This window comes from Actinobacillus vicugnae, from assembly GCF_901687125.1.
GTDB lineage: Bacteria > Pseudomonadota > Gammaproteobacteria > Enterobacterales > Pasteurellaceae > Actinobacillus > Actinobacillus vicugnae.
In genome coordinates, this window is the sequence record NZ_CABFJY010000044.1 from 136,518 (window position 1) to 159,210 (window position 22,693).

The 22,693-nt window shown below is 39.1% G+C and carries 18 protein-coding genes; 7 read left to right on the top strand and 11 right to left on the bottom strand.

The genetic code is table 11. From position 1 onward, the window contains the following. Positions 1 to 99: 99 nt before the first annotated feature. Positions 100 to 2,709 carry a type I DNA topoisomerase gene (topA, locus tag F8M47_RS08845; RefSeq protein WP_150539741.1) on the bottom strand — a complete coding sequence of 870 codons (2,610 nt, stop codon included), beginning with the start codon at positions 2,707 to 2,709 and terminating at the stop codon, positions 100 to 102. 140 nt (positions 2,710 to 2,849) lie between these two features. Between topA and F8M47_RS08850 the strand changes: the two genes are divergently transcribed. From F8M47_RS08850 to F8M47_RS08860, 3 genes are all read left to right on the top strand, one after another. Further along, complete coding sequence (locus F8M47_RS08850) at positions 2,850 to 3,746, top strand: LysR family transcriptional regulator (protein WP_150539742.1); 897 nt, start codon at positions 2,850 to 2,852, stop codon at positions 3,744 to 3,746. Between the two features lie 110 nt (positions 3,747 to 3,856). Continuing rightward, positions 3,857 to 5,779 (top strand): MacB family efflux pump subunit, encoded by a 1,923-nt coding sequence (locus F8M47_RS08855; RefSeq protein ID WP_150539743.1) that lies wholly within the window; start codon positions 3,857 to 3,859, stop codon positions 5,777 to 5,779. A gap of 88 nt (positions 5,780 to 5,867) precedes the next feature. Further along, positions 5,868 to 6,641, top strand: coding sequence for a Nif3-like dinuclear metal center hexameric protein (locus tag F8M47_RS08860; protein ID WP_150539744.1), 774 nt, complete (start codon positions 5,868 to 5,870; stop codon positions 6,639 to 6,641). Between the two features lie 92 nt (positions 6,642 to 6,733). Here F8M47_RS08860 and glpX read toward each other — a convergent pair whose 3' ends face one another. Then, on the bottom strand, positions 6,734 to 7,732 hold the full coding sequence (gene glpX, locus F8M47_RS08865) for a class II fructose-bisphosphatase (RefSeq protein ID WP_150539745.1): 999 nt from the start codon (positions 7,730 to 7,732) through the stop codon (positions 6,734 to 6,736). 182 nt (positions 7,733 to 7,914) lie between these two features. On the opposite strand from glpX, the gene zapB reads away from it, so the two are divergent. Together zapB and F8M47_RS08875 are read left to right on the top strand one after the other, a co-directional pair. After that, positions 7,915 to 8,133 (top strand): cell division protein ZapB, encoded by a 219-nt coding sequence (zapB, locus tag F8M47_RS08870; RefSeq protein WP_018650966.1) that lies wholly within the window; start codon positions 7,915 to 7,917, stop codon positions 8,131 to 8,133. A gap of 58 nt (positions 8,134 to 8,191) precedes the next feature. Continuing rightward, the gene (locus F8M47_RS08875; RefSeq protein ID WP_150539746.1) at positions 8,192 to 8,773 is read left to right on the top strand and encodes a thymidine kinase; all 582 of its coding nucleotides are present in this window, start codon (positions 8,192 to 8,194) and stop codon (positions 8,771 to 8,773) included. A gap of 420 nt (positions 8,774 to 9,193) precedes the next feature. Here F8M47_RS08875 and tsaB read toward each other — a convergent pair whose 3' ends face one another. The 6 genes from tsaB to rnd all read right to left on the bottom strand — a co-directional run bounded on the left by tsaB (position 9,194) and on the right by rnd (position 16,890). Beyond that, positions 9,194 to 9,886: a tRNA (adenosine(37)-N6)-threonylcarbamoyltransferase complex dimerization subunit type 1 TsaB gene (gene tsaB / locus F8M47_RS08880; protein ID WP_150539747.1), complete on the bottom strand. Its 693-nt coding sequence runs from the start codon at positions 9,884 to 9,886 to the stop codon at positions 9,194 to 9,196. A 103-nt stretch (positions 9,887 to 9,989) separates the two neighbouring features. Beyond that, complete coding sequence (aroG, locus tag F8M47_RS08885; protein ID WP_150539748.1) at positions 9,990 to 11,066, bottom strand: 3-deoxy-7-phosphoheptulonate synthase AroG; 1,077 nt, start codon at positions 11,064 to 11,066, stop codon at positions 9,990 to 9,992. A gap of 121 nt (positions 11,067 to 11,187) precedes the next feature. Then, positions 11,188 to 12,042, bottom strand: a complete 855-nt coding sequence (ypfJ, locus tag F8M47_RS08890) for a KPN_02809 family neutral zinc metallopeptidase (protein WP_150539749.1) — start codon at positions 12,040 to 12,042, stop codon at positions 11,188 to 11,190. Positions 12,043 to 12,230: 188 nt separating this feature from the next. Next, complete coding sequence (locus F8M47_RS08895; RefSeq protein WP_150539750.1) at positions 12,231 to 15,140, bottom strand: DNA translocase FtsK; 2,910 nt, start codon at positions 15,138 to 15,140, stop codon at positions 12,231 to 12,233. Positions 15,141 to 15,149: 9 nt separating this feature from the next. Next, the gene (gene lrp / locus F8M47_RS08900) at positions 15,150 to 15,632 is read right to left on the bottom strand and encodes a leucine-responsive transcriptional regulator Lrp (RefSeq protein ID WP_005596879.1); all 483 of its coding nucleotides are present in this window, start codon (positions 15,630 to 15,632) and stop codon (positions 15,150 to 15,152) included. A gap of 142 nt (positions 15,633 to 15,774) precedes the next feature. After that, complete coding sequence (gene rnd / locus F8M47_RS08905) at positions 15,775 to 16,890, bottom strand: ribonuclease D (protein ID WP_150539751.1); 1,116 nt, start codon at positions 16,888 to 16,890, stop codon at positions 15,775 to 15,777. A gap of 188 nt (positions 16,891 to 17,078) precedes the next feature. Here rnd and F8M47_RS08910 point away from each other — a divergent pair, with 188 nt between their 5' ends. Together F8M47_RS08910 and bioD are read left to right on the top strand one after the other, a co-directional pair. After that, positions 17,079 to 18,272 carry an ROK family protein gene (locus tag F8M47_RS08910; RefSeq protein WP_150539752.1) on the top strand — a complete coding sequence of 398 codons (1,194 nt, stop codon included), beginning with the start codon at positions 17,079 to 17,081 and terminating at the stop codon, positions 18,270 to 18,272. Between the two features lie 65 nt (positions 18,273 to 18,337). Then, entirely contained in the window at positions 18,338 to 19,057 is a 720-nt protein-coding gene (gene bioD / locus F8M47_RS08915) for a dethiobiotin synthase (RefSeq protein WP_150539753.1), read from the top strand. 299 nt (positions 19,058 to 19,356) lie between these two features. Here bioD and F8M47_RS08920 read toward each other — a convergent pair whose 3' ends face one another. The 3 genes from F8M47_RS08920 to pheT are packed head-to-tail and all read right to left on the bottom strand — an operon-like array spanning position 19,357 to position 22,642. Further along, entirely contained in the window at positions 19,357 to 19,884 is a 528-nt protein-coding gene (locus F8M47_RS08920) for an NlpC/P60 family protein (protein WP_150539754.1), read from the bottom strand. Between the two features lie 57 nt (positions 19,885 to 19,941). After that, positions 19,942 to 20,238 carry an integration host factor subunit alpha gene (locus tag F8M47_RS08925; RefSeq protein ID WP_150539755.1) on the bottom strand — a complete coding sequence of 99 codons (297 nt, stop codon included), beginning with the start codon at positions 20,236 to 20,238 and terminating at the stop codon, positions 19,942 to 19,944. Positions 20,239 to 20,254: 16 nt separating this feature from the next. Continuing rightward, the gene (pheT, locus tag F8M47_RS08930; RefSeq protein ID WP_150539756.1) at positions 20,255 to 22,642 is read right to left on the bottom strand and encodes a phenylalanine--tRNA ligase subunit beta; all 2,388 of its coding nucleotides are present in this window, start codon (positions 22,640 to 22,642) and stop codon (positions 20,255 to 20,257) included. Between the last annotated feature and the right edge of the window lie 51 nt (positions 22,643 to 22,693).

The window sequence follows — 22,693 nt, forward strand, 5'->3', positions numbered from 1 at the left end:
TTGTAAAATCCCATAAAAAATCTGCACCTTAATGAGTTGGTTGTTTAGTCCAACTTTTGGGGTGCAGATCATTGCGGTGTTTTTTTCTTTACGAACTCATTATTTTTTACGTTCTACCCATTTACCATCTAGGTAATCCACGATCCATTTAGTTGCTTTTCCATCTTTTTCAGAGGTAACGTATTGACGTTTTTCTTTACGACTAAAGCGAATAATCGCTTCATTTCCTTCTGGATCTTGCAACGGAGCATCGGCAAGATATTGCAATTTTTCTGGTAAACGTTCACGGTATTGTGCTAATTCTGCAACTTTTGGCGCACGAGTTTCTCGCGATTTCGGGAAGTTATGTGCTGACATAAACACACCGCTTGCGCCATCTCGTAGCACAAAATATGCGTCCGATTTTTCACATTTTAATTCAGGGAAATGGGTCGGCTCTTCACGCGGTGGAGCAACCTCGCCATTCTTCAGAATCTTACGGGTATTATCACAAGCGGTACAGCCCATGTATTTGCCGAAACGTCCGAGTTTTAAGTGCATATCTGCACCACATTTATCACATTCAACAATTGGACCATCATAGCCTTTAATTTTGAATGAACCTTGTTCTAGCACATAGCCATCACAGTTTGGATTGTTACCGCAAATATGTAATTTTCGAGTAGGATCAATCACATAGCTATCCATTGCTGAATCACATTTTGGACAACGTTTACGCGCTAATAAAGCTTTTGCCTCAGACTCCTCATCCAGCACATTAAGCAATTCTGCTTCTGGAATCAGGTTCATCGTGGTTTTGCAACGCTCTTTCGGCGGTAATGCATAGCCTGTACAACCTAAGAATACCCCTGTAGAAGCGGTACGAATTGCCATTTTTCTTGCACAAGTTGGACAATCAATTTCAGTTGGAACGAGGCCGTTCGGCTTCATGCCGCCTTCTAATTCATCTAATTCCGCTTTGCTAAGTTGCTCAGAGAAATCTTTGAAGAAATTATTGAGTGCTTCTTTCCAATTTTTATTGCCTTCTGCAATTTGGTCGAGGGTTTCTTCCATATTGGCAGTAAAATCGTAGTTCATTAAATCGCTAAACGATTCGTCTAAACGATCAGTCACGATTTCACCCATTTTTTCTGCATAAAAACGACGGTTTTCAGTGCGTACATAACCGCGCTCTTGAATGGTTGAAATAATTGCCGCATAAGTTGAAGGACGTCCAATACCACGTTTTTCCAACTCTTTTACTAATGCAGCTTCCGAAAAACGTGCTGGTGGTTTAGTAAAATGTTGGCTTGGTAAAACGTCTTCAAGCGTTAATTTTTCATTCAATGCAACTTCTGGCAACACTTGATCTTCAGCGGTTTTGCCTTGTACAGGAAGTGCTTTTGTCCAGCCATCAAAACGTAATACACGCCCTTTCGCTTTTAATTCATAATCGCCAGCCGTTACACTAAGGCTGGTTGAATCATAACGAGCAGGTGTCATTTGGCAAGCTAAGAAACGACGCCAAATAAGGTCGTATAAACGCTCTGCATCTTTTTCCATGCCCTTTAGATCAGACATTTTCACATTTACATCAGAAGGACGAATTGCTTCATGCGCTTCTTGCGCCCCTTCTTTACTTGAATAGAAATTCGGTTTTGCAGGCAAATAATCTGCACCGAATTGCTGTTCGATATAACCTCGAGCCATATTCAATGCATCTTGGCTCAAATTGGTTGAGTCAGTACGCATATAGGTAATGTAGCCCGCTTCATATAAGCGTTGAGCCAACATCATAGTTTTCTTCACACCAAAGCCCAAACGGGTACTTGCCGTCTGTTGTAAAGTGGAAGTAATAAATGGTGGGCTTGCTTTTGATGAAGTTGGCTTTTTATCAATTTCAGAAACAATAAAATCACTACATTGTAACGCTTTGACTACCTCATCAGCCTGTTTTTTATTTTTTGCCGAGAATTTTTTGCCTCTATAAGCGGTTAAATCAAGTGGTAATTTCCCTTTTGTAGTGAGGGTATTGGCTAAAATTTCCCAATATTCTTCAGGTTGGAATGCTTTAATTTCACGCTCACGCTCTACTAACAATTTAACCGCAACAGATTGTACACGTCCTGCAGATAAGCCACGTGCAACTTTTTTCCATAATAAAGGCGAGACCATAAAGCCAACAACACGGTCTAAGAAACGGCGTGTTTGTTGCGCATTCACTCGGTCGATATTTAAATGATCTGGCTTTTCAAACGCTTTCTGGATCGCATTTTTAGTGATTTCATTAAATACGACACGACTAAAACGCTCATCATCACCGCCAATCACTTCTCGTAAATGCCAAGCAATCGCTTCCCCTTCTCTATCCAAGTCGGTTGCAAGGTAAATATGATCAGCTTTTTTCGCTAATGATTTTAATTCTGCTACCACTTTTTCTTTATCTGGCAGCACTTGATAATTTGCTTTCCAGTCATGATAAGGATCGATCCCCATACGTTTTACCAGTGCGGCACGATCTTTTTCTGCTTTTAATTTTGCTTTTTGTTCCGCAGTCATGCCTTTTGTGGAAGTCGGTTTTGCTTTTTCATTTTTTTCGCTGTCGCTACCGCTTTTAGGTAAATCACGAATATGACCTACACTTGATTTAACGACATAATCGCTACCTAAATATTTATTGATTGTCTTCGCTTTCGCTGGCGACTCCACAATAACCAATGATTTTCCCATTAATAACTACCCAAAATGTAAATAATTAAAGAAATATATTATAGTTTATTTCTTTCAAGTTGAAATTTCAGATTAATTGACCCAAAATATGCCGACAATATCAAGCTTAGTAGTAAAAGACAATAACTAAAGAAAGAAATATGGACAAACTCAATGCAATTAATCTTTTCTGCCGAGTAATAGAAACGCAAAGCTTTACGCAAGCCGCACAACTTGAACAAATTTCGTTGGCGATGGCAAGTAAACTTATTGCTCAGCTTGAAGAACATCTTAATGTAAGATTACTACATCGTACAACTCGTAAGATCACTCCAACTGAAGCAGGGTTACTTTACTACCAACGCTGCTTGCCGATTCTTAACGAATTAAAAGATGCAGAGAATAGTGTAAGCAATATTACCTCAACATTACAAGGAAAAATCACAATTTCCCTGCCAATGGACTTCGGTTCGCGTTTTGTTGCACCTTATTTAGGTCAATTTATCGCTACTTACCCCAATATTCAGCTCAATCTTGAATTTAGTGATCGCCGTGTCGATGTAGTGGCGGAAGGCTATGATTTAGTTTTACGTATCGGAGCGCTTGAAGATAGCTCTATTGTAGCAAAACGAATCGCAAAATCAGAACTGACATTACTCGCTTCACCTGATTATATTGCTAAACATGATATGCCTGAAAACATTGCTCAGTTAGCACAACATAGTTGCTTAATCTACGAATCTCATCAGCAATGGCTATTTATTGACGGCGACCACAAAATCAAATTCAAACCTAATGCACATGTAATTTCAAATAATGGCTATGCTCTACTACAAATGGCTAAAGCAGGACAAGGCATTGTCAATCTGCCACTTTTCCTTGCAAAAGAAGAATTGAGCACAGGCAAATTAGTCGAAGTGTTACCACAATACCAACAACATTCAATTGATATTAGTATTTTGTATCCACACCGTCGTTATTTGTCACCAAAAGTAAAAGTGTTGATTGAGTTTCTCACTCATCTCATGCAAGAACGTCATCAATATTTAGTGAAATAAGCAAGCGGTCAAATTTTGCAAAAAATCAGCTACAATACCGAACCTATAACCACATTAATTTGTCTAGCTCTTTTGCAAATTTGACTATTACTCGGAATCTTAAACACATCATGAAATTAATTGAAATTGAAAATCTAAATAAATATTTTGGTTCAGGCGAAAATAAAGCGCACGTTCTCAAAAATGTGAATTTAACGATTGAACAAGGTGATTTTGTTGCCATTATTGGTGCATCAGGATCGGGTAAATCGACGCTAATGAATATAATCGGCTGTTTAGATACCGCAAGCTCTGGTATTTGTCGCATTGCAGGTAAAGAAACCCAACAAATGAGCAGCGATGAGCTTTCCAACCTACGCCAACGCAAATTCGGTTTTATTTTCCAACGTTATAATCTTCTTTCCGCGCTTACTGCGAATGAAAACGTAGCACTACCCGCCATTTATGCAGGTATGGATAGCGCCTCTCGTAAAGCTCGTGCCGATCAATTACTAGATAAACTTGGCTTGGCAGATAAAACAGCCAACCGTCCAAATCAGCTTTCTGGTGGTCAGCAGCAACGTGTGAGTATTGCCCGAGCTTTGATGAACGGCGGTGAAATTATTCTTGCCGATGAACCCACAGGCGCCCTGGACTCCAAAAGTGGTGAAACAGTGCTACAAATTCTGCAAGACTTACACGCCGAAGGTCATACCATTATTATGGTCACTCACGATCCCAATATCGCAGCTACCGCAAGCCGAGTGATTGAAATAAAAGACGGACAAATTATTCGTGATGAACGCCAACAAGCCTATTCAGAAGAGTTGAAACTTGCCACGCGAGAACATAAACCACCCCGCTTTTTTGATCAGCTGGTCGAATCGTTTAAAATGGCGACCAGTGCGATTATGGCACATAAGCTACGCGCACTTCTCACTATGCTGGGTATTGTGATTGGGATAACGTCTGTGATTTCAGTCGTGGCACTTGGACAAGGCTCACAAGAGCGAATTTTGTCGAATATCAACAATCTTGGTACTAACACTATGACCATTATGAATGGTACAGGATTTGGTGACAGACGAGCGAATTTAACCAAAAATCTTACGATTAGCGATGCCACCATGTTAAATAAACAAGCCTTCGTTGATAGCACCACGCCTTCAAGTAACCGAAGTTCCACCGTTATTTATGGCAATACTGATGTTACCGCAACTGTAAATGGTGTAGGCGAACAATATTTGGACGTGAGAGGGCTTAAAATGATTTCTGGACGCTTTTTTAATGCCGAAGAAGTTCAGCTTTCTGCACAAGTTGTAGTGATTGATGAAAACACCAAAAAAGATCTGGGATTGACCGAACCTGTTGAAGGCAAAGTAATTTTAGTGGACAAAAAACCGCTGAAGATCATCGGGTTGGCAGCCGAATCGAATAATATGAATCAAACCAGCTTAAAAATGTGGGCTCCTTATACCACTCTAATGCAACGTATTTCTGGTGAAAAACATATCGATTCATTAACTGTAAAAGTTAAAGATAATATTGAAAGCCAAACCGCAGAAAAAAGCATTACTGAATTATTAACCGCCAAACATGGTAAAAAAGATTTCTTTATCATGAATAGCGATACGATTAAACAAACTATTACCAGTACAACTAATACGATGAAGTTATTAATTTCATCGATTGCAATGATTTCATTAGTGGTTGGCGGTATTGGCGTCATGAATATTATGTTAGTTTCGGTAACAGAGCGAACGAAAGAGATTGGCGTTCGTATGGCTATCGGTGCAAAACAGCGTAATATTTTACAACAATTTTTAATTGAAGCGATTTTAATCTGTTTACTGGGCGGGATAATTGGTATTTTATTTGCCATCGCAATTATTGTGGCATTCAATACACTCGGTTCTGATTTCCAAATGGTATTATCGCCAACCTCAGTAGCGTTAGCCGTATTCTGCTCTACGCTCATTGGTGTGGTATTCGGCTATATGCCAGCGAAAAACGCCTCTAAATTGAACCCGATTACCGCATTAGCACAAGAATAAAATAACAAGCGGTCAAATTTTGCCAGAAATTTGCAAATTTCCGCATAAATGTCACCGCTTGTTAGTTTAAACATAGAAGGAATAATAAATGGGAATTTCTAATCTCGAACTTGAACAAATTATTGACGAAAAATTAAATAGCAAAACGATTAGCGATTACGCTCCGAATGGCTTGCAAGTGGAGGGTAAAACGCAAATTCAGCGTGTTGTTACGGGTGTAACCGCAAGTTTGCCTTTGATTGAAAAAGCGATTAAGAAAAATGCCGATGCGATTTTAGTTCATCACGGCTATTTCTGGAAAAGCGAATCTCCTTGTATTCGAGGCATGAAAGGTAAACGGATCAAACAGCTATTAGTGAATGAAATTAATCTGTTTGGTTATCATTTACCGCTTGATGTGCATCCAGAACTCGGTAATAACGCACAATTAGCCGCAAAATTAGGCGTAACTAATCTACAAGGCTTAGAAGACCACCCAAATTCAATCCCTGTATATGGTGAGCTAGCAACGCCAATTTCAGCACAAGAACTCGCTAAACGCATAGAACAAGCGCTAAATCGCAAACCAATTCTCTGTGATGAATTTATTGCGGATTATCCACATAAATTAATCAAAAAAGTCGGTATCTGCACAGGCGGTGGGCAAGGTTATATTGATTTAGCCGCAAGTAAAGGTTGTGATGCATTTATTTCAGGTGAAATTTCAGAACAAACCACCCATTCTGCACGAGAACAAGGTATTTATTATTTTGCTTGTGGACACCATGCTACCGAACGAGATGGCATAAAAGCACTCGGCGAATGGCTAGCAAAAGAATACGGTTTAGATGTAGAATTTATTGATATTGATAACCCTGCTTAATCTCAGAAAGAACATAACAATGCAAAGACGAACTGATAGGTTCAGTCCTTAAAAGTAAAAAGTCGTATCGAAAAGATACGACTTTTTTGTTTTTAGTCTTCTGACAAGCGAGAAATATCGTGATAAGAAGCAAGTTTGCGAATGGTACGAGAACGACCTCGAATTAATAAGGTTTCGGTAAACATCATACTACCTTTACGTTGCACACCTTTTAATAGATCGCCTGTAGTAATACCCGTCGCTGCAAATAACACATTATCATCGCATACTAAATCATCTAATTTTAAAACCTGATTCACAGATACATTCATCTGTGCACAGCGTGCTACTTCTTTTTCTGCCGCAACTAAGTTTTCAGGAGTATTGCCTTTTACTTGATTACGAGGAATTAAACGCCCCTGCATATCTCCCCCTAGCGCACGTACAGCAGCTGCTGCAACTACGCCTTCTGGTGCACCACCAATACCATAAACTAAATCTAAATCGCTATCAGGCAAACAACACTGCACTGCCGTTGCAACGTCACCATCAGGAATCGCCATCACTTTTACCCCTAGTTTTTGCACGGTTTTGATAATGTCATCATGGCGAGGTTTAGCCAGAATAGCTACCGTCATTTGCGTAAGCAATTTGCCTTTTTTAGACGCTACACGGCGAATATTTTGCTCAAGTGGCAGATCCAAATCGATCATCCCTTTCGCTTCACTATCAACCACAAGCTTTTCCATATACATATCTGGCGCATTTAAAAAGGTATCTTTACCGCCCGCTGCTAATACTGCTAATGCGCCTGCTTGTCCCATTGCTGTCATTCGAGTTCCATCAATCGGATCGACTGCAATTGCAATTTCATCATCTTCAGGTTGGGCTCTCCCCACTTTTTCACCGATATATAGCATGGGCGCTTCATCAATTTCGCCTTCGCCAATCACAATTTCGCCACGGATCGCCATGTTATTCATCACTGTGCGCATTGCTTTTACTGCCGCATCATCCGCTGCGTCTTTATCGCCTCTGCCAATCCACTCATAAGCCGCTAATGCAGCAGCTTCTGTTACTCGAGAAAACTCAAAAGCAATTGAACGTTTCATCCCATATTCCTTATATAAAATAACCAAAATCACCTATATTTTATCAGCTCGCAAACGATTCCGTTACTAAAAATTCAGCAAATGAAGAAAAATTCCAAAAACCATGAACTTTTCAATGAAATCAACAACTAACTGAGGTATAATTCTTGCACTTTATATCTGTTTTAAGAGGGAACCCAATTATGTCATTATCAATTCTTGACCAACTTGAAGAAAAAATTAAACAAGCTGTAGAAACCATTCAATTACTTCAATTAGAAGTTGAAGAATTAAAAGAGAAAAACAATACAGTAGAACAAGAAAAAGAAACATTACGCCAAGAATTTGAACAATTAAAATCTGAACAACAAAGCTTCCAAGACCGTTTACGTTCACTTTTAGGTCAAATCGACAACGTATAATTTTCCTTTTTTGTAGAACGGCTAATGCGTATTAGCCGTTTTTTATTTGTGTAAGATTATGGCAAAACTCTATTTTTATTACTCATCAATGAATGCAGGAAAATCAACCACCCTGCTTCAATCCTCTTATAACTACCAAGAACGAGGCATGAACACCTTAGTGTATACCGCAGCAATTGATGACCGCTACGGTATTGGTAAAGTCAGTTCTCGTATCGGAATTTCTCAGCAAGCGCAATTATTTCAGTCTGAAACTAATTTATTTGATGAAATTCAGCTTGCTAACCAAGAAAAAACGTTACACTGTATCTTAATTGATGAAGCTCAATTCCTAACAAAACAGCAGGTATATCAATTAACAGATGTGGTAGATAAATTAAAAATTCCTGTACTTTGCTATGGCTTACGTACCGATTTCCAGGGTGAACTATTCGAAGGAAGCCAATACCTATTAGCGTGGGCAGACGAATTACAAGAACTTAAAACGATTTGTGATTGTGGCAAAAAAGCGCATTTTGTGATTCGTATGAATGAAAAAGGTGAAGCGATTGCCGATGGTGATCAAATTCAAATCGGTGGTAACGATAAATATCTATCCGTTTGTCGTTATCACTATAAACAAAAGTTAAATAAACTCTAGTCTCCCTCAAATTCTACAAGCGGTCATTTTTGCAGAATATTTTGCGAAGATGATCGCTTGTTCTTTTACCTAAATACTCAATGTAAGCGCCCGCTCAACTTAGATCCGTGTAACGATCTATTTACAGTGCAAGTAAAAAGCTGTTTGATGTATTATGATCTAGTCAAATCCCGCCCAAACAAGCCAATATCTATACTATACACAATGTAAGCAAACACTTATCTAGCAATGCTCTCCCCTGCTGTAATCGCTATTATGTAAGCGTTAATGAACGAGATAAAACACACTGCCGCAAGCGGTCTAAAATCCGCTAAATTTCGCATTTGTAGGATCTTACAAAAACAAAAAGGCACGTCATTTTAACGTGCCTTTTATTTCTTTTTGTATATTTCTACAAATTTAATTTTGACGAGATCCGCACTAACGTTTATGCGGTAGCTTTTCCCATGTTACTTCATTTCTTAAATAGACAGGCTCAATTTCCAAAGCAGATAATACGCTTCCCTGCTCAACCGCAGCGTTTGCTAATGTAATCATTGATTTCGCCGAAGGTAAGATAATATCGCTCACTACAAGCGGTAAATTTGCTTCAGCAAATTGCGGATAAGCAGCCCAACCTGTGCCAACCACAACTATGCTATCTTTTACTTGCATTTGGCTAATCGCTTTTTCTGGTGCACAAACTTGTTCAACCACAATTTCTTGCCAGCTCTGCCCTACTCTCTCATATTGCGCGAAATAAACTTCGTTCATTCGAGCATCAATCAACGCCACTACGTTTGTTGCGCCTGTTTTTTCATAGGCTGCTTGCGCCATCGCTAATAAATTTGAAACGGGTACTACGGGCAAATTAGCGCCCATAGCAAGCCCTTGCGCAATACCAACGCCAACTCTCACCCCAGTAAAACTACCAGGCCCTCTACCAAAGGCTAATGCGTCCACCTGCTTCAACGAAATATTTGTTTGCGTTAATAATTCATCCACCATAGGTAAAATGCGTTGCGTGTGTGTTCTTGGGCTTAATTCATCTAATGAAGTCAGCTGCCCGTTATGTAATAGTGCGACTGAACACGCCTCAGTGGCAGTATCAATAGCAAGAATGGTTTTGTTCATTATTTATTACCTTAAAACGACAGAAAACACGGGAATAAGCGGTTCGTTTTGCAAAAAATTTTACGAACCTATTATTTCCGTGTTTTCCGAATAAATTGAGGGACTAAGCACGCTTATTACGGCGTTGTTCAACAGCTTCTGCTAATGCAAATAATGCTTTTTCGCTATCTTCCCAACCGATACAAGCATCTGTTACGCTTTGACCATAAACTAAATTAGCTAAATTGCCATCACCAAGCTCTTGACGACCTTCAACTAAATGACTTTCAATCATCACACCTGAAATAAAGTTCGAGCCACTCGCAATTTGCTGGCATACATCTGCACAAACATCCATTTGACGTTTAAATTGCTTTTGGCTATTTGCATGGCTGAAATCAATCATCACGTGTGGACGACGCCCTGATTTCTCAATATCTGCACAAACTTTTGCGACAGATGCAGCATCATAGTTAGTTCCATTATCGCCACCGCGTAAAATAATATGGCAATCTGGATTACCCGCTGTCGAAACAATGGCCGAATGGCCAAATTTGGTTACAGATAAGAAGTGATGTGGTGCTTCTGCCGAAGCAATTGCATCTAACGCAATTTTTACCCCACCATTGGTCGCATTCTTAAAACCAACTGCACAAGATAACCCTGACGCTAATTCACGGTGTACCTGTGATTCGGTAGTACGAGCGCCAATTGCTCCCCAGCTCATAAAGTCAGCCATGTATTGTGGCGTGATCATATCTAAAAATTCACCTGCTGCTGGCACAGTTAAATCATTTATATCAGATAATACTTTACGAGCAATGCGTAAACCGTCATTTAATGCATAAGTTTCATTTAGATATGGGTCGTTGATTAAACCTTTCCAACCTACTGTGGTACGAGGTTTCTCAAAATACACTCGCATCACGACTTCAAGATTTTGATTAATTTTGGAATTGGCACGAAGCACTTTGATACGTTCTGCATATTCTAATGCTGCTTTAGGATCGTGAATTGAACACGGACCAATTACGACTAATAAACGGTCATCAGCACCATGAATAATGCGATGAATCGCTTGGCGTGCTTTTTCTACTGTTTCTGCTGCCACTTCGCTGGCAGGAAAACACTCTAAAAGTGCAACTGGCGGTAAAAGTTCTTCAATCTTAGTAATTCGTAAATCATCATTTTTATAAGACATTGTGTGCTCTCTTATCGTTTTAAAAAGTTATTAGGGTGTGAATGAAAATACGTTAATGGAATTATGCCCTAATGTCAAACGATTTTTGAACTATTTTACTAGTACAAAATCATTATCTATTTTAACGGTACGAAAAAGTGTTACACACCGATGGATTACCTGATTGTAACCCTTTACGGAACCACGCTAAACGTTCAGCGGATGAACCATGCGTAAAGCTATCTGGAACAACGTAGCCTTGCGCTTGTTTTTGTAAACGATCATCACCTACCGCTTGCGATGCAACAAATGCTTCTTCAACATCACCTGCATCCAATCTACCTGATTTCTGAATTTGATAGCCCCATACGCCTGCAAAACAGTCTGCTTGTAATTCCACATTAACTGAAATTTTATTCGCTTCTACTTGATTACGAGCGTTACGTTGTGCCTTTTGCGTTTGCTCACTGATGCCTAATAAATTCTGTACATGATGCCCAATTTCGTGTGCAATCACATAAGAAAAAGCAAAATCACCCGAAGCTTTTAATTGTGACCTCATATCATCATAAAACGATAAATCAATATAAACTTTTTGGTCTGCTGGACAGTAAAACGGTCCCATTGCTGATTGCCCTGTGCCACAAGCTGTGGGTGTAACACCACGGTAGAGAACTAAAGTGGGTTTACGATACGTTAAGCCATTTTGTTTAAAATAATTTCCCCAAATGGTCTCAGTTGTTTTTAAAACCTTAGCTGAAAGTTCTGCTAATTGATCTTCTTCAGTAGTAGTCAGTTTACTACCTGCTTGTTGCTGATAAGTACCATTATCGCTATAGCCCATAATGCCCGTTAAATCCACGCCATAATAAGCGCCAATTAAAACTATTATCAGCCCTAAAATACCGCCTTTCTTACCTCCTGAACGTCTTGTACCTGAAGCTTTTCCGCGGCGATCTTCTACGTTAGTGCTTCTTTCAATATCATCTAAACGCATATTGCTTTCCTCAAAATAGAAATAATTAAAACCTGTTAATTTTATCGGAAGATCAAGATATATCCTACAAGTAATTCTACGTTCTAAATCCAAATAAATAAAAAGCGGTTAAATTCAAATCAAAACTTGCAAAATTCTGTTTGAATTTAACCGCTTTTTTTAATCAGCTTTCGTGACGTTGTCGCTAATTATCTCGCTAAAACCTCACGTTTGCCATTTTTGCCTTGTTCTGAAACAATGCCTTGTGCTTCCATTTGATCAACAATACGTGCGGCACGGTTGAAGCCTAATGAAAAACGACGTTGAATACCACTAATAGAGGCAACACCACTTTCTACCACAAATTCAACGATTTCATCAAACAGTGGGTCTAGATCCGAACTTGCTACTCGTTCAGGACTTTCCGTTTCTTCAAGAGAAGCAACAATACTTTCTAAATATTGTGGTTTGCCCCTTGCACGCCAGTTATCCGCAACACGTTGTACATCTTCATCACTCATAAATGCACCATGAATACGAATAATATCTGGGCTACCCGCACCTGAATATAGCATATCGCCTCGCCCTAACAATGCTTCAGCACCACCACTATCTAAAATAGTGCGAGAATCAATTTGACTTGCTACGGTAAACGCAATACGACTTGGAATATTCGCTTTAATCACCCCTGTGATAACATCGGTGGATGGGCGTTGCGTTGCAAGAATTAAGTGAATACCAACCGCTCGAGCTTTCTGCGCAATACGCATAATATATTCTTCAACTTCTTTGCCTGCCGACATCATTAAGTCTGCAAATTCATCGACAACCAATACAATGTAGCTTAATTTCTCTAGTGGAGGAGGAAGCTGATCCATCGTATCACCTGGTCGCCAAGTTGGGTCAGGAATCGGATAGTCCATTGCTATAGCTTGATCAATTTTATCGTTATAGCCTTCAATATTACGAACATTCAAATGGCTAACTAATAAATAACGACGTTCCATTTCTTCGACTGCCCAGCGTAAAGCATTAGCTGCTTTTTTCATATCAGTAACAACAGGCGTTAATAGATGAGGAATATCATTATAGATTGATAGCTCCACCACTTTCGGGTCGATCATAATAAAGCGAACTTGCTCAGGTGAAAGCTTAAATAATAGGCTTAAGATCATGGTATTCACCCCAACCGATTTACCGCCACCTGTTTGACCTGCCACTAATAAATGTGGCATTTTCGCCATATCAACGACAATCGGCTCACCACTAATATCTTTACCCAATGCCATTGGTAAAATAGCGTTGCTATTTCGGAATGCTTCACTATCTAGCACATCGCGCAACCAAACCGTTTCACGTTTATTATTTGGCGTTTCAATCCCCATATAAGGTTTGCCTGGTACCACATCTGTGATACGAATCGCTTTAAACATTAGTTCACGCGCTAGATCACTCGCTAATCCAACTACTTTAGCGGCTTTAATCCCCGCCGCTGGTTTAATTTCATAACGCGTTACCACTGGGCCAACCAATACATCTTCCACGGTAGCTTTCACCCCATAATTTGCCAAGGCATTTTCTAAGCGATGAGAAGTTTCAACAATCTCACTCTCAGTGATTTGCTGAGTTTGACGAGGTGCTGGATCAAGCAAATCAATGGTTGGTAATGGCGTGGTCGGCTTTTCTAATTTATGGCTACGCTGTAATAACGGATGAATTAACGTATCACCATATCCTTTTGGATAATTAGGTGTTGCGCTGGTATTTTCCTTTTGCGGCGCTAGTTTCACCTCAGGCGTCACTTCAATTTCTGGTTTGCTATTTACAATTTGCTCAAACGTCTGTTCTAAGCCTCGCTCCTTAGCACGTTGTTCCATTTGCGCTAAACGAGCTTGCTCTGCTTGTTCAAATTCTTTGGCTAACTGTGCTTCGTAGTCCTCTTGCTCATCCTCAACCACAGGCTGAAGGCGAACCACAGGTTTAGCTTCTTGTACAAACGCTGGTAGCGGTGGATTCGCATCTTGATATTCAAGCGTTACATCTGCTGTTTCATTATCATCCGCAATTTCAAACTCATCTTGCTGCGCTAATGCCTGTTGAAATTCATCCGTTTCATTAATGGTGTCCACGAGTACAGTAGCCATAGACGGATTTAAACGAATTTTAGGCAATTCAATTGCCGTTGGTTGTTCAAAAATTTCTGATGTAGGCACAGCAGGGGTCTCTGTATTTTCGACCCCCTGAATATTAATTTTAGGTAACGCTAATTCGCTTTCCACATTAAACATTGCTTGTTCAGCTACTTCTGTTTCTGATGTGGTTTCGATATTTTCACGAATTTCAACCGCTTCAAAATTCGATCTTAAGCCACTAATTTTCGGACGACTAAACGCAGAAATATCCGTAAATTGCGAGCTTTCTTCTTGTTGCAATGTTGCTTGTTGAACCTCCGTTTCAGTAGAGTTTGATTCAGTTTCAAGCGGTCGAATTTCTGCTGAATTTTGCAGATTTTGTTCATCTATTACTGTACTCTCTTTATGTTGGTCCTTAGCGACAATCCAATCATAAAATTGAGCAAATAGCAGCAACAACGATTGACCAGAACAAAAATAAAAACCGATTGCAGTAAAAGTCATCGCAACCAACAGCGCACCAAATTGCCCTAGCGTACTTGCTAACAATGATTGGAACATACCGCCAATAAAACCGCCCGCCAAATAATAGGCACTATTCGATAACACCACACTTGCAAGCCCAGCTAAACCAATTAGCAATAAAACGAAGCTACTAAAACGTAAACAAAAATGTTTCCATGTCCACTCATTCGCCAAGCGAAAAATCAATGAATAAACTGATACGCCACATAAAGTAAATGGCACAATAAAAGCAACTTTCCCTAAAAAAGCATAGAGAAGATCCATTGTCCAAGCACCAAAATGCCCAGTTTTATTTAACACTTTTTGTTCCACCACACTGCTTGCAGTACTCCAAGTGTTATCTAACGGGCTATAGCTTGCCCATGCCACGATCAAATAAAAGCCAAATAAGCCCACTAAAATAAGGGCGAGATTAATTATATTTTCTTTGCCTTTTAATCGTGGTTTAAATCGTTCGATCACAGTTACTCCTTATTTTAATAAGAGATAGTTAGTTTGTTTTACTTCTTCCATTACTACATAGGTACGAGTGTCATTCACACCAGGTAAACGGAGTAAGGTTGTGCCTAATAATTTACGATACGCTGCCATATCTGCCACACGGGTTTTCAGTAAATAGTCAAAATCACCTGAAACTAAATGGCATTCTTGAATTTCATCAAGCTGTTGCACTGCACGGTTAAACTCTTCAAACACGTCTGGTTTACCGCGCACTAAAGTGATTTCTACAATCACTAATAATGGAGCTTCGAGTAACTCTGGATTGAGCAAAGCGCGATAGCCCATAATTACATTTTGTTTTTCTAATCGTTTTACACGTTCTAAACATGGTGTTGGCGATAAACCTACACGTTTGGATAATTCGATATTTGAGATTTTACCGTTACGTTGTAGCTCGTTTAGGATTTTTAAGTCAATTGCATCTAATGCTTTAGGCAGTTTTTTATGTTCCATTTTTTACCCTTTATAGTTTTTTGTGCTAGCGACTAATTGTACAGGGTTTAGACCTCTTGGTCTAACCTAGTTTGCAAAAAATAAGGAAAATTTAACCGCTTGTTTACGGTAAATTTTCCTCTTTTCGATATTATTGTAAGATTTATAAAACAGCGAATAACTGTTGCCCAAATTCTGCACGCCAACCTTTTAATAATTCTGGCAATTTTGCGGGATCTCGTCCATGAATAGACCAGCTAAATAATTGATTCAATTGCCGCTTACTCGCTAATAATTCAGGCGCAAGATCAAGCGGGCGAATTTCCGCTAATTTTTGCTGCAATAACTTTAAGCTATGTTTATAACCAGGTTCATCAACTAATCGAGAAATCGGGGCTGGATAATCCTCTACCGCCATATTCTTGCCCTGTTCTACTAACAATAACAATTTTTTGCCATGAATACGAACTTCATTTGGATGCATAAATTCCAATAATTGAGAAGTATGTTTTGGCTGAATTTTAGCAATCTCTAATAAACTTTGCTCTTTTACCACAAAATTCAGCGCTAAATCGCGTTTTTCTGCTTCTTCTTGACGCCATTTAGCCACAACTTGTAACACTGCCAATTCTGCAGGAGTTAAACGCCACGCATTTGAGATCTCTTTATACGCTTTCGCACTATTTGGCAATTTTTGGCGTTTTTCCAAAAGTGCTAAACATTCTTCTGCTACTGCATTTTGCCAACGCGTCCCATCAAGATCCACCACTAAACGCTGATAAATCGGCAATAAATACCACACATCTGCGGCGGCGTACTGCAACTGCTCTTCCGTTAATGGCCGAGCCAGCCAATCGGTGCGAGAAGCACCTTTATCTAATTCAATTTGCAAATAATGTGCCACCAACTTGGCAAAGCCCATTGCCCCCCCCACACCCGCAAAACCCGACATAATTTGTGTATCCGCAAGCGGTGTAGGTAATTGTTTAAAGCGATGTTGAAACACTTCTAGATCCTCACTACAAGCATGTAACACCTTAACCACCTGCTGATTAGCTAATAAATCAATAAAAGCAGAAAAATCATCAATTGTAGTTGGATCTATAAGGCTAACTTGTTCGCCATCAAAGAGCTGAATCAGACCAACCTTAGGATAATAAGTACGGGTACGAATAAATTCTGTATCTAAGGCAACCGCTGATTTTTGACCTGCTTTTTGGCAAACATCGGCTAATTTTTGATTGGTATCAACCCAAATATAGTGAATTGTCTGATTCATTTTTATGCTCGTTTTAGTTAATTTCTTCAATAAATAAAATTAATTATGTGAGTTAGTTCACAGAATTACAATAAAGTGGTTGTACTTCAAGGTTATTGAAGCAAAAATAATTATCTTCTGGAGTGTTTATGTTTATAGATTTTAATAGCTACACTTCTTGGTGAATAGCTCAATTTAAGGATTATACAATGATTTCTGATAATAAAACTCAACATCTTGGTACAATTTATCGACTAGTAGAACAATTTGAACTGATTTCCCGTACTGATCTTGCAAAACTTTCTGGCTTAGCTCCAGCCTCAATTACCAACCTCACAAAATCACTCATTGATAATAAATTTATTTTAGAACGCACCGTACAAAATAATACTTCTCGAGGCAGACCCGCGGTAGGTTTGGCGGTATCTAACTTTTTTTGGCAATTGCTTTGTTTTACCATTTCACCAGACAGTGTAGAAATTTCATTATGCGAATTAAATGGCAAACAAGTGCAAACCAAACACTATCCGCTTCTAGCGAATGATTATCCACAACTCGATAACTTCTTACAAACCTGTTTAAACGACTTTTTTTGGCATTCACCAATCGAAACTAATAACATTTTAGCCGTTTCAATTAGCACACTGGGGCAAATTAACGCTGAACACAGTAAAATCACTCGCTTAGGTGATAACAACATTAAATGTACTTTTGTTGATAGCTTAAAAGCACAATTTGACTGCCCTATTCTATTAAATGAACATTTCCAATTATGGTTACTTACTGAATCAACGCTTGGCAGCTTAATCAATAACGATAATGTGATTTTTCTACAACTTGATGATGCAATAAATTTAAGCGTTTTACTGCGTGGTAACTTACTCCACCAACAATCTAAAATGAATGTAGATAAAATGCTAATGCCTAAGTTCAGCGCATTAAGCGATGTAGCAGCCCCTCAAGATTGCGATGAAATCCAACGTTATCAGCTTAATCATCAAGTGACTTTCCCTGCGATTGTCCGCTTAATTGATCACTATTTACCGAATGCTTTTGCACACACTCACGACAAAATTCAGTACTTATGTGAACAAGTTGAACAAGAAAATAAAGCTGCTCTGCTGATCTTAAATCATATCAGCGATAACTTGGCGTATGTGCTGATGAATTTGATTAATATTTTTTCTACTGAAAAAATTATGTTTAATTCACCACTGTTACGCATTAAACATATCTTGTTTGAGCAAATTCAACAGAAACTCCAAAAAGAGCTGCTTATCGGCAACCTAAAAATTGATCTAGTCACTAGTCAATTCGAATGGAATAGCCCATTAATTGCCTGCTCCGCAATAAAACAGGGAATTTATGAGGGAAATTTGATCAAGGACATCATTCAGCTTTAAAGTTTCTGTTAAAGTATCGGCAATTTTGTAACTTTTTTGTTACTTTTACTTAAGAGAAATAAAATATGCCTTCGTTATTTATTACTGGCACGGATACCAATGTAGGAAAAACTATTGTTACCCGTGCTATTTTACAGACTTTAACTGCTAATCAATTTACTGCGATTGGCTATAAACCGATTGCTTGTGGCGGTGATGACTCTCTTCCAACTGAGCCAAATCAGGCGGATTATGCCAGTGAAGACAATTCTGACGTATTAACGATTTTGGATAGTTGCCCTGCTGGCGTATCTTATCGAGATATTAATAGCTATACCTTTATTCACTCCAGTACCCCTGTATTTGCAGCATTGGATGCTGTTCATCATATTCAAGAAGAAAAATTAAACGATGACTTAACTCGCCTACAGCAAAACTACCCAAATGTTGTGGTTGAGGGTACTTACGGTTGGCTAACCCCAATTAATAAAGATTTAAGCTTTGCAGACTGGGTAAAAAACAATCAAATGCCAGTGGTGTTAGTGGTTGGGATCAAAGAAGGCTGTGTGAATCATGCCCTATTAACTGCCCAAGCGATTAAACAGAAAGGTGTGAAGTTAGTTGGCTGGATTGCCAATCGAATTAATCCAGGTTTACGCCATTACGCAGAACTAATCGAATTATTAAGCCAAGAGATTGATGCACCACTACTCGGTCAAATCCCCTATATTGGCTCACCCAACAAGAAAGATTTAACTGCTTATATTCAAAATCCAGCTCCTCTCTTACAATATTTTAATAAGTAATCTACACACAAGCGGTCAAATTTGACCGCTTTTTTACAAATTAAATAGCCTATCTAATTAAAGCATCTCGACGCTATGGTAAGAATTAAGTAAATTTACCCGCTTGTCACTTACAAAAGGCATAAAAAAAGCCCCTCAACTAGGGGCTACTCGGAAAGCAAATTTATGAAATCGGTTGTTGAACACAACACTTTTTGTTAAGTACGTATAGGATACGTCAATTTATTAAATTTTTCAAATTTTATTTCAGCTAACACATAACTTTTTATTAAAAATGTGATCTCTGTCATATTTTTAAACTATAAACGACGTGCTTGCCAAAATGTTTTCGACCAGTATGGCGAATTCATATCTGAATAAATCACACCACCTTTCGTTGAAGCATGTAAAAATTGCCCATTTTTCACATATACGCCAACATGTTTGCCATTTGGACCTCGTCCTGTCTTAAAGAACACTAAATCGCCCGTTTTAATTTTATCACGATCAATTCGAGTGCCTTCTTTGGCCTGTTCAGAAGTTGTTCTTGGTAAATCAATGCCGAATAAATCACGGAAAGTCACTTGCATAAAGCCAGAGCAATCAATTCCTGCCTTACTATTACCACCTAAACGATAGCGAGTCCCCTTCCATTCATGTTGTTGTTCACTCAAGCTACTAATTGCCATAATGGGATCAGATAAAGTACTGTGATGAGTACGGAAAATACCTGCTTTCGCTTTAATAGGCCCTGAAACAGTTCGTTCATTACTCGAACAAGCGGTCAAAAAAGCCATGCAAGAAGCCATCGCCAGCCAAGAAAAACATTTATTATTAAATTTAATCATTTTTACTACCTATAAAAAACATCCCACAGATAGCAATTACCTGTGGAATGTTATTAATTACGCCTTCACTTTTACATTTTCGACTCGATCTCTAAGCTTTTGACCTGGCTTAAATACTACAACTCGGCGAGCAGTAACTGCTACGACTTCACCTGTTTTAGGATTTCGCCCTGGACGAGCATTTTTCTCACGCAAAGAGAAATTACCAAATCCAGATAATTTAACCTCCTCGCCTTTCTCTAGAGAACTGCGAATCTCTTCGAAAAATTGCTCGACAAAGAGCTTAGCGATACGTTTATCAAAGCCACATTTTTCAACAAGGCTTTCTGCAAGTTCTATTTTAGTGAGTGCCATAAAATAATCCTTAAATCTAATCTCTTAGATATGCTTGGAAACGTTGTGCTAATTCTGCTAAAACAGCTTGAGTTACCGCTGAAATCTCTTCTTCTTCAAGTGTTTTCTCAGTATCTTGTACAGTTAAGCTAATTGCTAAACTTTTCTTACCAGTGTCTAAATTTGCGCCACGGTAAACATCAAATAAGTTTACAGCAACCAATTTTGAGCCACCTGCATGACGACAAACTTCTAATACATCGCCTGCTGGTACGTTTTCATCAACTACCACTGCAATATCACGGTTATTTGCAGGGAATTTAGAAATTTCTTTTGCCGTTGGAACTGGGCGATTTGCAATGGCTTCACCAAGAATTTCAAACACCACTGGTTTACCTTTAATGCCTAGTTTCTGTACGATAGACGGATGAACCGTACCAATAAAGCCGATTTCCTTACCATCTAACATAATTGCGGCAGATTGTCCTGGGTGTAACGCTGGGAATTGTTTTGCAACAAATTGTAAATCATGACGTGCAGAAGTTAATGATAACACTCGCTCCATATCACCTTTCAAATCAAAGAAATCCGCTGCTTCACCTTTATTTTCCCAATGTACTGGACGTTTATCGCCAACAATCGCTGCACCAAATACAAACTCCTGACGAACACCAGATTCTGCATTTACATCAGGAATAAAACGTAATCCGCCTTCAAAGATACGTACACGTGTTTGCTGGCGACTTTGATTATAAACAATAGTATCTAATAACCCTGTTAAAAGTGATAAACGCATTGCTGACATTTCACTTGAAATTGGGTTTGGTAATACCAGAGCTTCTTGATTTGGGTGTAATAATGATTGTTTTTTCGGATCAACGAAACTATACGTTACCACTTCTTGATAATCACTATCCACTAAAGCAGTGCGAATACGGCTTGCTTCCAATAATTCCTCTGGCGTGCCTTTCATGGTTAAATGTGCAAGCGGAGAATTATTCGGAATGCTGTTATAGCCATAAATACGTGCAACTTCTTCAATCAGATCTTCCTCGATCTCAATATCAAAACGCCAGCTAGGTGCAACTGCTGTCCAGCTGTCATTTGCAAAAGTTACGTTTAAACCCAAGCGAGTTAAAATATCAGTTACCGTTTCATCTTCAATATGATGACCAATTACCGCATCTAATTTGCTACGACGTAAAGTGACTGTATTACGTTTTGGTAAGTGCTGTTCACTTACTGCTTCTACGATTTCACCTGCTTCTCCACCGCAAATTTCAAGTAACAATGCCGTTGCGCGTTCCATTGCATTGCGCGCTAATTGTGGGTCAACACCACGTTCAAAACGATGTGAAGCATCTGTATGCAAGCCATATTGACGTGCACGGCCTGTAATCGCCAATGGCGCAAAGAATGCCGCTTCTAATACTACATCAGTGGTATTTTGATTCACACCGCTTGCTTCGCCACCAAAGATCCCCGCCATAGCTAATGCACCTTTGCTATCTGCAATCACTAAGGTATTGGTTTGTAATTTTGCAGTTGTACCGTCTAAAAGTACTAATTCTTCGCCTTCTTTTGCCATACGTACTTGAATCGCACCGTCAATTTTTGATGCATCAAAAGCGTGCATTGGTTGGCCAAGTTCTAATAAGCTTAAGTTGGTAATATCTACAATTGGATCGATTGAACGAATGCCACAGCGACGCAATTTTTCTTGTAACCATAACGGAGAAGTCGCTTTGACATTCACATTTTTTACTACACGAGCAAGGTAGCGAGGGCAAGCTTCTGGTGCTTGTAACTCCACTGCAACTTTATCTGAAATTGTCGCTGAAACGGCTGAAATGACAGGTGCTTTTACTTCTGTACGGTTGATCACCCCAACTTCACGTGCAATACCCGCAATGCTTAAACAATCTGCACGGTTTGGTGTTAAACTAATTTCAATTGCAACATCATTTAAGCCTAAATATTCACGGAAATCTTGACCAATCGGTGCATCTGCTGGTAATTCAATAATACCGCTGTGATCTTCTTTAATGCCTAATTCAGAATATGAACAAAGCATACCTTCCGATGGCTGACCACGTAATTTTGTTTTCTTAATTTTGAAATCGCCTGGTAATACCGCACCTTCAGTTGCACAAGCCACTTTTAAACCTAAACGGCAGTTTGGCGCACCACAAACGATATCTAATAAGCGATCACCGCCCACATTTACTTTAGTTACACGTAATTTATCTGCATCTGGGTGTTGCGCACATTCAACCACTTCACCCACAACCACGCCTGTAAATGCGCCAGCCACTGGCTCAACATCATCTACTTCTAAGCCTAACATTGTAATTTGGTCACATAATTGTTCTGTCGATACTGCAGGATTTACCCACTCACGCAACCAAGATTCATTGAATTTCATTTATTTCTGTCCTATTTTTGTAAAATTTTTGGGAAATTTATTCACAATCCT

Bases quoted from the DNA above. Each gene is read 5' to 3' on its own strand.
- aroG (WP_150539748.1), bottom strand. From the start codon at position 11,066: ATGTCTTATAAAAATGATGATTTACGAATTACTAAGATTGAAGAACTT.
- rnd (WP_150539751.1), bottom strand. From the start codon at position 16,890: ATGAATCAGACAATTCACTATATTTGGGTTGATACCAATCAAAAATTA.
- topA (WP_150539741.1), bottom strand. From the start codon at position 2,709: ATGGGAAAATCATTGGTTATTGTGGAGTCGCCAGCGAAAGCGAAGACA.
- F8M47_RS08920 (WP_150539754.1), bottom strand. From the start codon at position 19,884: ATGATTAAATTTAATAATAAATGTTTTTCTTGGCTGGCGATGGCTTCT.
- glpX (WP_150539745.1), bottom strand. From the start codon at position 7,732: ATGAAACGTTCAATTGCTTTTGAGTTTTCTCGAGTAACAGAAGCTGCT.
- tsaB (WP_150539747.1), bottom strand. From the start codon at position 9,886: ATGAACAAAACCATTCTTGCTATTGATACTGCCACTGAGGCGTGTTCA.
- lrp (WP_005596879.1), bottom strand. From the start codon at position 15,632: ATGGAACATAAAAAACTGCCTAAAGCATTAGATGCAATTGACTTAAAA.
- F8M47_RS08855 (WP_150539743.1), top strand. From the start codon at position 3,857: ATGAAATTAATTGAAATTGAAAATCTAAATAAATATTTTGGTTCAGGC.
- F8M47_RS08925 (WP_150539755.1), bottom strand. From the start codon at position 20,238: ATGGCACTCACTAAAATAGAACTTGCAGAAAGCCTTGTTGAAAAATGT.
- F8M47_RS08860 (WP_150539744.1), top strand. From the start codon at position 5,868: ATGGGAATTTCTAATCTCGAACTTGAACAAATTATTGACGAAAAATTA.
- F8M47_RS08850 (WP_150539742.1), top strand. From the start codon at position 2,850: ATGGACAAACTCAATGCAATTAATCTTTTCTGCCGAGTAATAGAAACG.
- pheT (WP_150539756.1), bottom strand. From the start codon at position 22,642: ATGAAATTCAATGAATCTTGGTTGCGTGAGTGGGTAAATCCTGCAGTA.
- F8M47_RS08875 (WP_150539746.1), top strand. From the start codon at position 8,192: ATGGCAAAACTCTATTTTTATTACTCATCAATGAATGCAGGAAAATCA.
- ypfJ (WP_150539749.1), bottom strand. From the start codon at position 12,042: ATGCGTTTAGATGATATTGAAAGAAGCACTAACGTAGAAGATCGCCGC.
- zapB (WP_018650966.1), top strand. From the start codon at position 7,915: ATGTCATTATCAATTCTTGACCAACTTGAAGAAAAAATTAAACAAGCT.
- F8M47_RS08910 (WP_150539752.1), top strand. From the start codon at position 17,079: ATGATTTCTGATAATAAAACTCAACATCTTGGTACAATTTATCGACTA.
- bioD (WP_150539753.1), top strand. From the start codon at position 18,338: ATGCCTTCGTTATTTATTACTGGCACGGATACCAATGTAGGAAAAACT.